8 protein-coding genes are annotated in these 14,050 nt (G+C 43.2%); 4 read left to right on the top strand and 4 right to left on the bottom strand.

Annotated elements, in window-relative coordinates; all coding sequences use genetic code 11:
* Positions 1-12: 12 nt before the first annotated feature.
* The 4 genes from L4D06_RS14730 to L4D06_RS14715 all read right to left on the bottom strand — a co-directional run bounded on the left by L4D06_RS14730 (position 13) and on the right by L4D06_RS14715 (position 4,783).
* Complete coding sequence (locus L4D06_RS14730; protein WP_429740202.1) at positions 13-597, bottom strand: hypothetical protein; 585 nt, start codon at positions 595-597, stop codon at positions 13-15.
* A gap of 1 nt (position 598) precedes the next feature.
* Positions 599-1,513 (bottom strand): hypothetical protein, encoded by a 915-nt coding sequence (locus tag L4D06_RS14725; protein ID WP_429740200.1) that lies wholly within the window; start codon positions 1,511-1,513, stop codon positions 599-601.
* Positions 1,506-4,199: a tetratricopeptide repeat protein gene (locus L4D06_RS14720; protein WP_429740198.1), complete on the bottom strand. Its 2,694-nt coding sequence runs from the start codon at positions 4,197-4,199 to the stop codon at positions 1,506-1,508. Before L4D06_RS14720 ends, L4D06_RS14725 begins: the two co-directional genes overlap by 8 nt.
* Positions 4,200-4,351: 152 nt before the next feature.
* On the bottom strand, positions 4,352-4,783 hold the full coding sequence (locus L4D06_RS14715; protein ID WP_429740196.1) for a hypothetical protein: 432 nt from the start codon (positions 4,781-4,783) through the stop codon (positions 4,352-4,354).
* Between the two features lie 295 nt (positions 4,784-5,078).
* Here L4D06_RS14715 and L4D06_RS14710 point away from each other — a divergent pair, with 295 nt between their 5' ends.
* The 4 genes from L4D06_RS14710 (at position 5,079) to dptH (ending at position 14,001) form a co-directional block, all read left to right on the top strand.
* Complete coding sequence (locus L4D06_RS14710; RefSeq protein ID WP_429740194.1) at positions 5,079-5,258, top strand: helix-turn-helix transcriptional regulator; 180 nt, start codon at positions 5,079-5,081, stop codon at positions 5,256-5,258.
* Between the two features lie 745 nt (positions 5,259-6,003).
* Positions 6,004-7,602, top strand: coding sequence for a DNA phosphorothioation-dependent restriction protein DptF (gene dptF / locus L4D06_RS14705; RefSeq protein WP_429740192.1), 1,599 nt, complete (start codon positions 6,004-6,006; stop codon positions 7,600-7,602).
* Positions 7,602-8,951, top strand: a complete 1,350-nt coding sequence (dptG, locus tag L4D06_RS14700; protein ID WP_429740190.1) for a DNA phosphorothioation-dependent restriction protein DptG — start codon at positions 7,602-7,604, stop codon at positions 8,949-8,951. Before dptF ends, dptG begins: the two co-directional genes overlap by 1 nt.
* A complete protein-coding gene (gene dptH, locus L4D06_RS14695) occupies positions 8,932-14,001 on the top strand; it encodes a DNA phosphorothioation-dependent restriction protein DptH (RefSeq protein ID WP_429740188.1) in 5,070 nt (1,689 codons plus the stop codon). The genes dptG and dptH overlap by 20 nt, the downstream gene beginning before the upstream one ends.
* Positions 14,002-14,050: the final 49 nt, after the last annotated feature.

Here is a 14,050-nt window from a genome sequence, read left to right as displayed (position 1 = left end):
TTTTTTCGCTTTTTATTTCACCGAAGGTACTAAAACAATATAACTTACTGATTTTGAATGGTTTATTTTTTCAGCCAGATCGCCCTCTATCACATCTCCATCTATGAATGTGAGCATTACGGCTCCTTCATCAGGAGAGAACTTCCATTTATCCTCAGAAGTTATCCAGCCTTCTAAGTCCTCGTATCTATAGTGTATTTGAACCCGCGACTCACTGTTGAAGAGAACGGCTTGCTCACCATGAACCTCAATTATCTGTTGGCTTCCCCATTCGACAGTAACAAGAAGCGGATCCTTTACCCCATCTTTTTCATTTAGTGTCAAAGCTAAGTCACCTAGTAGCTCCTTTTCACTCATTAGAGAGACTTTTGGAGAGTTGATAGACTGTTTCACAAAGCCCTTTGCTTGCTGGTAATGACTAACAAACTGCGGCCATTTGGCGGCAAAATAGCAAAACCGATCAAGGCTCTCTCTACGCTTAACAGCCTCGTGCCAAACTCGCTCACGCTCTGGATCTTTAATCAGCTCTTTCCAGTCCTCTGTATCAGTGTTTCGGCCTTGAACCATCTCGTCCAATGAAAGTTTATCTAAAGTCATATTAAATTTTCTCCCTGAAGGGGAACTTTAATGCAGTAAGCCTATCTCTTAGTTCATCAATGTCTGTACAATCGTTACTCTTGATTTTATATTGATCTAATAGAGTCTTACTTCCTATGGATTTAAATAGTGCCATACATAGAAGGCTTGGTTCATCACCATGAATTCTATAAAAGTAATCAATAATCTTTGTCACAACAGATCTAATTTCACTGGTTGTATGGTGAGACTCCCTTTCGTTTTTCTTCGCAGTATACTGCGGCTTGTTTTCTCCTTTTGTTAAGTATTTACTCTTATACAAGTGAAAATCAGGGATGTGCGACTCGATATTTAGAAAAACGCAAAGATACCTAAATGATGAGTCAACTTTATATCTAGTAGGGCTCTTTGCAACGCATACTGACTTGTCGTGCTTAAGTGGATGAACTACATTGCCTAATTCGTCCAATAGCTTCTTGTTAGCCTGTAGCCAAAAATAAATCATGTTTGCGGCTACCAAATCACTATAAATAGCTAGGCAATGTGACAGTTTATTCAGATCGGCTTCAAAAGTGCCTACCTCTGACTGAGCATCAATTAGTTCGATCTCTTCATCTACGAGTCGCTGTACCCCAGAAAATGGCTTTCCTGTTTTAAGCTTGCACCAGAAGTTAATTTGGCTGAATAAATTGATATCATGGGGGATACCTATTGGTAACTCCCCGAGTTTAAATCTATCGGATGAAAACAAACTAATTATTTGATCTTTAGCGTTATCCTGACTTTTAAAGGCAAGAGATACTCTTCGCTCATCGAAAACCTCAAGACTCTCATACAGTATCAACTCAACAACAATTCTGTTCTGTTCGAGATACTTTCTGCGGCCTTCTACACTCCAATCAGTTATCGGCAATGATCCTTCAAGGCCATCATGCATAATTTATAAACCCAGATTTCAAATGTTTTTTGGCTAATAGACTCTTTAGTTGACTGGTTTCATCTGCCGTAAGGTCTATTTTCTCTTTGCAAACTGCTTCTTTGATTTTTTCTGAAACCCCACAAAACCTCAAACCAGCCCAAGAGGAAGGATGTAGGAATAGTTTTTCGGCATGTTTTAGCTCATCTTCATGCCGTGAGTCTTTTGTCTTCATTGGCCCCAAAAGCCCATCCACAGTTTCATTACAACTTAGAGTATTTAGATATGGTGTCAGCCCTATCTCTCTCATTTTGTTAAGTTCGGCCTTTGCTCCTTGTGAAACCCACCAGCGTTGAGCTGCAAGTAGAGCTTTTGATGGCGAGGTACCACTTTTAACAAGTTGATCATAGTGAGATTTGATATGTGCTGTAACAATATCAGGCAGTGCCCACAAAGAACCGATTGAAGTCACTGCGCCCCACTCTATCATCCGCATGTCAAAACCGAATGCTTCATTTACGGGGATAGAGAAGACACTTAAAGGGATATTACTACCACTCTGGCAAGCCCAAAATTCAAACCGATTCATTCCACTTATGTAATTTACTAACTCTAAATCATTCAAGTCGAAATGCTTCGTTTTAAGAGTTGGTCTGCAAGGGGGAGTATGAGCACAGTGCCCATAATAAGCTACCGCCTCGTTGTTTCTCACTGAATCAATAAAGTCAATTTTTGATACATTACTCAACTGATTTGAAATGTGCCGGTTAGCTAAATCATGGAAGTGAGTATCACCACCATTGATACAGCTAGCACCACGTCGTTCATTAAAATATGTGACATGATTGCAAAGGTATAGCACTGTCGGGAGCCAATTTACCTCATCGACAAATGTAAATAGCTCTTTACCTTTTAGCCCGGTAGCGATCCAAGGTATTTGAGACGCAAAAAAGGAAGTAAGTAAACCTATTCGCTTACAACCAATTGGTAGGATGTCTTTCCAGTTAATAAAATCTAAAGACCATGTGGAAATGTAGTCGGTTTCACCTTTGGTGAACTCACCAGTATGGTTTACTAACTCTTGAGGAAGATTAACACTATGAGCAGTAACAACAACCTGTTCATTCACTAGTTCAGCAACCAGAATCAGAGCGTCATTATAATTTGATTCGATATCAACTCTTATAAGGGTCAGTCCAGGCGTCTCACGTAATGCTCTTTCAAAATCGTGAGAATCAATTGAGTTATCATTAATTCTCCGTTGAGCAAAATCAGGGTCCAAATGGTCAATTAAGGATTCTATTTTTTGAAAGTCATTTAAACATTTGATAGATAGTTGGCGAAAATAATTAATGGGATCGTTGGATTTCAACGCATCATTAATGACTTCAGGGTATCTCTCAGCGTTGTAATATAGTGTTGACTCTCTCACTTTATCTAATGCTGACCTTTCTATAGAGGTTTCGTAGACGCTTTGTAGTACGGGCTTAATATTCGCCTTATCCACGTTCTCCAACATCAACGCCAATTCATTTAGGTTAAAGTAAGTGGCTCCTAATTGAAGTAAGTCATCCCTTAATAATTGACTGTATTTATCTGATGGAACTAGCCAGTGTTTGTTAGCACTTTCACAAAACCGAAGGGCACTGCAGTTTTCAAGTAACTGCAATGCCTTTATTGAGTCATTTTTTGAAACTAAGATTCGAGCGAGCCCTGAGCATAAAATTTGTACTCGGTGAGCTATCTGGTCTGCTTCTGCATCCGTATCGCAAGTCTGCCGAACCTTCATGAGTTCAAACTGCTTTTTTAGTAGTTTCTTAATGTTTTTCTCTGAAGGCTCACTTTCTACCGATCTGACCAGATACGATATTTCTTCTTCAGGCCTTGTTATGTCTACCAAAGGATTGATGGTAAACAATGTTATGGGGTCAAGTTCATAACTCGGCGCTACCTGAAGAATATGGTTGCATATATCTTGTTCTTTCTGTGAATCTGAGAAGTGATTTAATCTGGCAAAGCTTAATCCAAGAGCTTGATCTGGTCGCATGACGTTCATAAATTGTGGAAGATTGTAATTTTGAAAAGCTAAGTAACGTTCCACAGACTTTGTTTGTGATTCACAAGCTTCACGATTCATTCCTTGGTCAAAAAGCACACTCGCCAGATTGAAATATACAACGGAAAGTTGCCCGTCTTTAATTGCTTGAGGTATTGAGCTTTTATTAATTAGCTCAATGGCTTGTTCGTGTAGGGACTTTGCCTTCTCTAGACATTTGACACATTCGTCGGGCCAAAGGTCTTCGTGGGCTGCTCTTCGATAAGTTGCCGCTAACTGAGAAAGACTTGATGTATATTTGTCAGGATAGTGTTGCCTTTGTGGGGTGTTGATTGCGCGACTAAGGTACTGAACCGCTTTGTTGAGGTTTTGGTATGTGCCTCCTGTTAGCTTTGAATGATATGAAAAGTGTAAAACGCCTAAGTCGTGGCAAGCTGACGCTTTCGCTAACGGTTCTTTTGAGCCTAACTTCAATGCTTTTGACAGTAACTGTTCTGCTTTAGCAAGAGAACTCGCATCTTGGTTCTTAATCAACTCTTTGGCTGATTCGGTGAGTTCAAACCAGCGTTTTTTCAGGCGTGCGCGAAGATACAGATCTTGAATGGCACTGTATTTAATTGCTTCTTCAGCTTGTTTGGAGAATGAATCCATTCACTACCTCTATTTTTCTTTTCTTCAGATACTCAGTTGGTATCATCAGTCAAGTATCTAACTCAAGTTTGTGCGCGCAAATTTAGAATGAACACTAATATAGGTAAGATTTCTAGCAGATAGTATCGAGGGGAAGACCTAGCTACGCTGATCTACTTCGCTGGGTACTCATACCAAAGTCCATCTTTACGCAAGTTGATAATGGCACCCTGTTCGTTGAGGACATGATCATAGTCGAGAGGCACTAGTTGCTCACCTTTCATATCGAAAATACCGTAGAGATAAGTTGAGCGAGAGTCTGATACAGTCTGTTGCTGAGCGACGATGATATTCAATTCCGAATTGAACCCAAAGTGGTCAAAGTCGTTTTCTAGCAGCACTTTTCCCTCGGTATCTAATAAACCTGCTTTGCCATAGCGAATCCTCGTTGGCGTTGATTTAATTACCTTTTGAAATGTAAATAAACCGCTGTTACCCAATAGCTCTATCATCTTTTCTTCGACTAGGAATTGGACATACCGCAGTCGAGTTTGAGATGGACACCTCTTTAGTTTTGCTCGTGGGAGCGCTTTTGCTTGGTTCATACCCGCGTCCTTATCGAGTCAAAATTCTCCGAATTAATCAGATAACTTTAACTTTTTGATTTCAATGATATTCACTTCATCTCACGCAAGAAAAATGAGGTCGCAGTGTATACTAAAAGTATACATATCATAGACTTACCGTTAAAAAATAATCAAAAAATGCTTGATGTTGTTTTTTTAGTCTCGTAGTATGTTTTTTGTTCACTTTGAAGTGGGGGCTTTTGAGAATGAGCATTACTGCTTGGATGTTGGGGGAAGTCCGAGAAATTTCACTTATATAGAGAGGACACAAGAAATGAACAGAATCCTCAGAGTAAAAGAAATCTCAGAACTCTTAGGTCTAAGCAAATCGACGATTTGGCGTATGCGGCGTGAAGGTTTGTTTCCTGCACCTTTGAGGCTCGGCCCTCGTGCGGTGGGTTGGCGTGAATCAGATGTGACTGATTGGATTAAGTCGCGAGATAGATTGCAGTAACAGAACCAACACCAATCAAAAAAGAACACAGGTTGATTAAGAATTGCGGCATGGAAGCCGTTATCTGTGTTTGTATTTTTCAGTATCCCCAGTAGTAGTACAGATCCTTTCCTGAAATTTCCAGATCGCGAAACTTAACGTTATTTATCTATGACATTGGTTTGACCCAAACGGTTAATACCGAACGACATAGTGTCATTCTTTAATCGTGGTTAAATCGAATTTACAACAATAAAGGCAAAGGTAATTCAAAAGGTCTGTGGGCGGCGCAAAGAGGGGCTTTACGAGTGAGGCCTTATATCCAACATATAATGATTATAATGCTCATAACGAATTATAATGTTTATAACACAAAATGTGACAAACTTCAAATAATGGTACTGAGCCGTTTGGCTGTTCGAGATTTCAACCTTGCATTCTTCTCTCCATACCCGCGACAATAGCAAGAGCATTCATCTTCGAAAATCCACGGATACTGCTTACGGTGTGCACAAACCATCTAAGCGTGTTTTCCTTGCAAGCTTTGCCGATCAGTGAACTCACACAGAAAGATAAAGCGTTTTTAGCTTTTCAATGTTTTGCTGCATTTAGTGTGTTTGTTAATTAATACGGAAGCTTGTGAAATTGGACATTGTTTTTGAGCGTTATATCACCAATTGCTTATTGCTAAGGCCAATATCACTGATTTCATCAAGGGAATTACGGTACTCTTGCGAGAATACATATAAATCTCGGGTATGGAATTTTGGACTTCAAACAGGCCCTCAGCATTCTCTCTAAGTCTTCACCGTACGCGGTCAGTACAGAGAGAGAGCAGAATCAAGATCATCTCGCTGAATACAAGCGTTACATCTACATCAATACAGATATAGAAACCGACTTTAAAAAAGCGCTTCTATCTGCCAAGCCCAATCAAATTATCTTCCTATGCGGAAGTAGTGGCGATGGTAAATCTGAGATCTTGACGCAGTACAGCAAAAAGCATAAAGCGACGCATGATTTCCATCTTGATGCGACGCACAGCTTTAACCCCAGCCAGACAGCCATTCAAGCACTTGATCAGCGCTTTAGCGACTTCAAACAAAGTCAAAAGCCACTTGTTGTTGGTATTAACGTCGGCATGCTGGGTAACTACGCGGAAGAGGCATCTGAATCACATGACGACATCAAAAAAGTCGTTAGGAATTTCCTTTCCCGAAACCGTACGGCGATCCCTGAGCAGTTTGTATTCTTGGATTTTGAAGAGTACCCGAAATTTACCTTTGATGCTGAGGGGAGTGCATCTGACTTTGCTGAGCAGTTTTTGAAAAGGCTGACTGCGCAGACATTGGATAACCCCTTTTATGTGCTTTACGACAACGAACTCAAGTCACGCGGTCCTAGTCGACTCACGGCTAACTTTGCTCTGTTGAGTCGCCCTGCGGTTCAAGAATCCCTCATTGGGTTGTTACTCAAGGCTCGCCTGATAAAAGATCAGTTTTTGACAGCTCGAGCCTTGTTGGACTTCATCTTCCAACTGTTAGCAGCCGATGGTTACTTGTTTGATAACTTGTTTGCGGGTAGCGATAACGAGCTTTTATCCCGTATCCAGAGCTTTGATCCTAGCAATTTGCATACTCGCACTGTTGATGAGTTTGTACTTCAGCACGGGCTCGGTATCGAAGACGAGCAGTTTGCTGCGTTCAAAGCCAAAATCAATTCATTGGGGCTTTTTGAAGTATCAGAAGCAACATCCTTCCTTCGTCTTTTCTATGTGCTAAATGGCGATGATGAGCTCAGCAATGAGTTTGTTGCACTGATCCAAAGCGAGTTTACAAACAATCTTGTTGAGTCGTATGCATCGTCTTGGTTGTTACACCGAAATTTTGATGGTTCAGGGAGGATGCGTAAGGATCTCAGTAGTTTTTACAAAGAAACCCTGATCGCAGCGCTCCATCGTTACTGCAATCGTCACGCTCCAACACTTGATAAAGACGAGTATTTGGTGTCTGAGCTTAATGGTTACAAAACGGCGGTATCACTTGAGGTCAAACCTGATTTTTCGGCGATACAAAATAGCGCTCTAGGAAATATAGGTGCGTTCAATGCGTATTTGAAAGTTGATGAGCAATCGCTCAAACCAATGCCAATTAGCGTCAAGTTACTTGAACTATTAGTCAAAATTGGCCAGGGGTATCGCCCTAATAAGCATGACAAAAATGCGGTCCTCTTACTTGATGAAGCGTTGGAGCAGATGCTGACCGTCGCGAATCGTAAAGACACCTTGTTTATTCTCAACGGGGACAATCGTTACAAAGTCGTGAGAGAAGAAAGTGACTATTTTGAAGTGAGTGGTATGCACTGATGACGACCGATAATTATACATTACCGATAAAGGCCGATTTGCCACAAACTGCGGCGGATAAATTCCAGAATAAGAATTCCCTAAGTAGCTACATTCCAATACGTACCAAAGGCAATGATTTTGATTGGTCATCAGTCGTTGGCTTGGTGCTACGTGGCTTGCTTCGTAAAAAAATTGAAAAATATGACTACCAAGCTTTCACCGCGGATTGTAAAGCCAACCTACAAAATAAACTCGGCGAAGAAGACTTTTGGGATGTACTGGAAGATATGTACTTCACCTCAGGAGATATTTTCTCTGTAAGTCCAGAATTCTTATTGTTTAAGAGTCAGAAAAGCGAGTGTAAAGCAGGCGATTTGCGTGTCGCATCGTTGTTCATCAACTTGTTAAATGGGCGTCAGATTGAGCAATTTGATGCCAACCTGAACTTCATCGAACAAGAATTCTTAGAAACATTGCGGTCAAAAACCAAGCCAGACAAGGACAAGTCACTGCGTGCTACGGAAGCACCATACTTGCCGTACATGGCAGAGGCGTTTAAGCGTGACCTCGAATTTCTTACTTCCTATCCGAAATACCTGCTAGATGAATTTGAGCAGTTTTTGGCATTTTATGGGTTTGCCTACACCGCTCAGTTAAGCCTTTCACTATCAGATTGGAAAACAGGGGAAGCGCCTGTCGCAAAACCGCTGTATTTCATCATGGATCATGAGCGCGCCAGTAATGAGCGCATTCACGTGAAAAAGCATGGCCACAAACTCTTGAGTGAATCTTCCTTCAAACTGTTTCCTGTTCTCTCGATGCTGGAAAATCTGCAGCCAAACCCAGACGAAACGAAAAAGCCGTTGTGGCAACTGGCGAAGGACATTGAAAATTCACAAGTGAGTGATCTGGCTGAGCGCATTAAAAACTACGCGCTGATGTTCCGAGCCAACCGCAAACTGGACACCGAGATTCCTGGCGACGCAGTAACGGCGATTGATTGGCTGGAATACGCGTTAAAGCTAGCAGAAGAGCAGTTCCGTGACCCGAAGACAGACCGACCAGCCATTATCAAAAAGTACATGACTGAGGTTGAGAAGAATATGGCCGCTGACTTTGTGCAAGTCCGCGGTCGTTCAGGTCGAGTACTGGTTCTGACTCAGGACCACATCATTCTCCTTACCAACCTTGTCGTAGGTAAAGAAGAAAAACTTCGCTTCCATGAGCTGATACTTGGTTTTCAGGCGAGGGGAATTTTTGTTGATAAACAAACAGAACAAGAGCTTATAAAGTTTTATGAGCGAATTGGTAACGTTGAACGCATGAGTGATAGTGGAGATGCAGTGTATGTGCGCAAAACAATTTGAATCGTTTCTGGCTGAGCAGTTCTTACTGCACGCAGAAGGAAACATACGCGCAGGCTACCGCTACCAGTTCAACTCTCCTGATCATGGTAATAGCCAACGTTTGTTTGATGCGCTGCTTGCCCGTAAAGAAGGCGAGATAGTCGTTCACAATAATGTTGCGCTAAGTTATTTGAGCGTAAAAAACTGCAAAGTTGTTCCCGTTCTCCATTGCGAAGAACAAGGGGAAACGGGTTTCACCGAAAACTACATCTCCCACCTGCGTGATGAAATCGCAAGCCAGGAAGGAGAGTTGAAGGGCTGTGCGTTGGTGGTCATTCATAACAGCCGTCTAGATACTCTAATTAATTCCGCGGAAGATCTAGGACAGCCAGGGCAGGTATGGAGCCCAGAGCAAATTAAAGTCGCACTTAGCGGTTTTATCGAACAAAGCGACAAATCTCGCGATGTCTCCCTTTGCCTTTTAGATGATCAATTTGATGCGATTCTGGAAGACGGTGCGACCATGTTTGGCTTTGAATCTCTATACAAAGCGGTTGAAGATGGTGAGCTTTGTTTTAGCGAGCTGGGTATGTTCGAGGATCCTTTCGTCGCAGAGCTATCTGGCAACAGAAAACAGATCAAGCAGCGGTTGGAAGAAAACCGTGCGCTTTTCCAAGAGTTGACGTTTGAAGTCGATCATTTTGGTCAGCAATTGGAAGAAAGACTGAAAGGCTTTAGTAGCAAGTTTGTCAAAGAACACTTTTCTGATGAAAGCTGGAAAGATGTGGAATTTGAAACTTACAGAGAAGAAATCAAAAAGAACAAAATTCAGCATCTTAAACATGAAGGTGAAGAAGCGCTGAATTATGCACAAGTGATCGGGCGCTACCCGAAAGAAACCAAAGCAGGATTGCGTGACCGTCATCTGATCATCGCTCTGGATGAAGATCAAACTGAATTTGAGCTCAAACTGAGTTTTTCTGGCACCAGTGATTTGAACAAAGAACAGTTCAAAATCTCACCAGCTAACGCACTGAATAAGCAGGAAGTGATTAGTGCGTATAACTCAGTCAAAGGTGCGACAGCGAAACTGTCAGCTAGCTATGCCAATGAGCCTTTGTTTTTTAACCTCGTATTGAAGCGCGACAACACATCGGAAAACCATAACTTCCGTTGCTTGGTAGTTAGGAAAGGCGAGTTTGATCTCGACGAATTCAAAAACATCTTCGTTGTTGAGCCTGCGAAAAAGCGCCTCACCTTGAAGACCGAAGACAACCGTTTGGTTATCAACGCTGCGTTGACGGCAACTCGATGCTTAGATGATGTCAGCGAAGTGGTCGATCGCGCTGAATTTGGTGTTGTCGATTTTGAATCATTGGCAAACGAATCAGAAGATATTGGCTTTGTGGTGAAGTCTGGCGAGAACTCACTAGTATTTCGCATTGAAGGTGAGCAAGTAGAAAGTAGCATGTCTTTTCCATTGCTGCTCAACCAATCACGCTTCCACAAGCTATTTGATGATGAGGTCTATGGCGAGCTTTACCCAAGTAAAGATGTTGTTGCTATCGATAATAGTGAGTTCCGTGTTATGGAGCCGCGAATCAATTTGCTTCGTTGGGAAGAGCGTTTCGTTCAGGATAAGCTGGTCTACCTGGCTGAATCCAACAGCATGCAGCTGGAGCAGTTAAGGGCTATTGATGATGGCCTTCATACTGCCTATCAGGCTCTGTTTGATTACCTTGCTTCGCGCAGAACCACAATGTCGTTGGTGTCTTGGGGCGAGAAATTTACAGTACTGGTTAAGGCTACCGTAGATGCCTTCCTTGACTATTTCAAAGCGATTCAAACCGGCGGCATGCTCACCAAAGAGCAAAAACTGGTGATGCAGATTGGTCTGGTTCGTGAAAATGGAGAAGAGTATTACTCGCCATTCCATCCGCTGGTCATGGCCTACTACCTGAATTTGTGCAATGAGATGCAAAAAGATGACAGCTTTGCGGATCTGCCTGCTGTTACATTCAACCGCATAGGGCCGAGCGGTTTGCTTCCTTACGCTTATCATCCAAAGCATGAGTTTTCCTATAACCAGCAAGTGACTGAAAACGGATTTTGGGTTAGAAGCGTTCCCCATCAGAAAAGCTGCCTAAAGTTTGTTCGCAAGCTGGTTAAAGAGAAGATCAACGAATTCCAAAAAGCGTTCAGCCATTTGTTCACGGGATCTGAAAAAAGTGTGCTGGTGAATGCTGTCAATCAGGACCGTGCAGAGGAGTTGTTCCTTGGTTTGGTTGACTATGTAAAAGACAACCTGGACAAAGCCGCGTCGATTCATGTCAACCTGTACGATGATGCGCTTGTCTTCAACGCATTTGATCAGTTTGCAGAGACGTCTAACTACGAAGAGCTAAAGTCTTGGCTGGAGTTAGACCGCGGAAAAGTACGTGAAAATGCAGATACCATCATCGATATTCTGCGTACTCGACTGACCTACAGCAAATTCACCAATGCCCAGAGTGAACGCGAAGGGCAAGCTTACTCGCACCTGTCATTCTTCAGAAACAACGACAACGTGAAGCTGACGTCCTTGAGTGTTGATGACATGCCAAGCGGCATCGCGTGTGATGGCCTGTTAACGGGTGATGCATCCAAGAGTGACGAAGGCTCATACTTCACTGCATTTGGTTTGCAAAATGTTCCATACGATAACTTGCCGCACTTGGCGATGGCGAAATATGTAGGCTCGCTGATGGAGCCCGCACTGAAGCCAAGTACGCAATATACTGGTGCCAATGCTCCAGCACTTGCAGTGAGTGAAGATTTCAAATCATTGCTAGAGCGTTCTTACGACAGCTCGATTTGGACCACCATCATCGACCCTAAAGTGACGCTGGATTTCTTCCACACCAATCAAGATGTTGTACTTATACATTACTCCGATCAGTACACCAGTTCAGCGAGCTACGATGCCATTACGGTAACGGCACAGCGCGGATTGTTCGAAAGAGTGGTGGCGCAAAGTGGTGGTGGGCAAATCAATGAGTTCAACGCCTTTAACGGTGATTGGCTGCTGAAGATGATGACCTGCAATGACACCATCCGCAAAGAGCGCACTGGCATTATTGGTGCTTACAAGTTCGCGACCTGCCTGGTGCACAAGTCAGATATTACCTGGGTGCCACTTTCTGTGGGCGAGATGATCCGTGTATCAGGGAACATTGGCCTGAAAATGACGGACAGCGATTTCTCACGCAACGTACAAGGCTATAAGAAAGGCGCGATTTCAGATGATGTACTGCTGGTGGGCTTTAAAGAAGGCAATCTATACCTGCTGCCTGTCGAGGTGAAAGCAGGCTCCACACCAGATTACAAAAAAGCGGTACAGCAAGCCAATGAACTGCGCCGATACCTCACCGAGCTGTTGAGCGACGAGACACTGGCATCGAAGCTTTACCGAGGCTTGTTTATTCGGCAGGTGTTGATGCAAATCGACAAATATCGTCTCTATAACGTATTCAGCAATGACTACTTTGAAGCGCTGTTGTCAGAGAAAGAAGAATGGCTGCGTGGCAATTACTCCATCGCGGAACTTGAAAACTACCCATCAGGCTTAGTGGTTAGTCACCTAGACAGTGGAACCTGCTTCGAGCCTGACTACAACATGCAAGATGGCGTGCTGAAGGTTGACCTTCCCATGTCTTTGCTACCTTCATTAGTGCAGAACCCACTTCAAGTGCTGATGAATGAGAAGGACATCGCGCAAATCTGCCACGTGCCAGCGGAGTATATGTTGGTGGGTGAAACTCAAGCATCTGACCCTGAAATATCACTAACTGCGCCAGTACAACAGGCAGATGATAGTTCAGAGAATCAAGACGAAGACCGAGATGTGCCTTCCATTGAACCTGAGGTTGAGTCTGAACCAGCACCTCAGCCGCCAATCAGCACCAATAACCTTCATGTGCTGTTTGGACAGAATGCGACGACAAATGCCCCGATAAATTGGGAGCCAACTAACACCGCCAAGTTTATGAACACCAACACCGGTATCATAGGCACTATGGGTACCGGTAAAACTCAGTTCACCAAATCGGTGATCACGCAGCTTCACCGTAACCAAGCGGATAATGTGAATGGTGCACCGATTGGTATGTTGATCTTCGATTACAAGTCAGACTACGTGGATGACAAGTTTTTAGAAGCGACAGACGCCAAAAAGTACAAACTGTTTAAGCTGCCCTACAACCCTCTGAGCTTGTATGGCGACACGCCAATGCTGCCAATTCATACCGCGGCAGGGTTTTCAGAAACCATGACAAAGGCTTACGGACTGGGAAAAAAGCAGCAGCTTCAATTGGAAAACTTGATTCTGGAGTCTTATGCCGCATCAGGTATTCATCCGGAAGACCCTTCAACGTGGAGCAGACCAGCTCCTACCATTGACGATGTGTGGGCGCGATTCCTTGATCAAGAAAAGGTTGAAGAGGATTTGCTCTACGCAGCACTTTCGAAGCTTGCTCGCTTCAAGATTTTCGAATCTGAGCCAGAGAAAATGACCAGTCTCTATGAGCTGGTGGATGGCATTACTGTTATAGAGTTGGCTGGTTATCCGCCGCAGATCCAGAACCTTGTGGTGGCTTTGACTCTAGACCTTTTCTATTCACAAATGCAGAGAAGAGGAAAGCCAGAAGTTAACGGAGATTTCCGTCAAATTACCAAGATTATTCTGGTGGATGAGGCCGATAACTTTATGTCTCAAAACTTCCCGAGCCTGCGCAAAATCCTCAAAGAGGGCCGTGAATATGGTGTGGGAATGATCCTTTCTACACAGGATATCACGCACTTCCAAACTGGGGATAACGACTATTCCAGCTATGTGCTGACTTGGGTGATTCACCGTGTTGCGAAGATCCGCCCACAAGAGCTAAAAGCTATGTTTGGCGTCAATGATAAGAACGAGCAGGAGAGGTTGATGGAAACTATCAACAAGCTCGATAAGCACTACAGCTTGTATATCGATGGCGCGAAGCAAATTCAGAAAATGCGGGATAAAGCGTTCTGGGAATTGTTGGCATAACACATTGAAAGGCAGTGAAAATTGCCTTTTTCTTCCATCTTTTCATTCT

The organism is Enterovibrio makurazakiensis (genome assembly GCF_050336585.1).
Classification (GTDB): domain Bacteria; phylum Pseudomonadota; class Gammaproteobacteria; order Enterobacterales; family Vibrionaceae; genus Enterovibrio; species Enterovibrio gelatinilyticus.
This window is presented reverse-complemented; position numbering and strand designations above follow the sequence as displayed.

Excerpts from the sequence above, each read along its gene's own strand:
- L4D06_RS14730 (WP_429740202.1), bottom strand. The coding sequence starts at position 597 with ATGACTTTAGATAAACTTTCATTGGACGAGATGGTTCAAGGCCGAAAC.
- L4D06_RS14725 (WP_429740200.1), bottom strand. The coding sequence starts at position 1,513 with ATGCATGATGGCCTTGAAGGATCATTGCCGATAACTGATTGGAGTGTA.
- L4D06_RS14720 (WP_429740198.1), bottom strand. The coding sequence starts at position 4,199 with ATGGATTCATTCTCCAAACAAGCTGAAGAAGCAATTAAATACAGTGCC.
- L4D06_RS14715 (WP_429740196.1), bottom strand. The coding sequence starts at position 4,783 with ATGAACCAAGCAAAAGCGCTCCCACGAGCAAAACTAAAGAGGTGTCCA.
- L4D06_RS14710 (WP_429740194.1), top strand. The coding sequence starts at position 5,079 with ATGAACAGAATCCTCAGAGTAAAAGAAATCTCAGAACTCTTAGGTCTA.
- dptG (WP_429740190.1), top strand. The coding sequence starts at position 7,602 with ATGACGACCGATAATTATACATTACCGATAAAGGCCGATTTGCCACAA.
- dptH (WP_429740188.1), top strand. The coding sequence starts at position 8,932 with ATGTGCGCAAAACAATTTGAATCGTTTCTGGCTGAGCAGTTCTTACTG.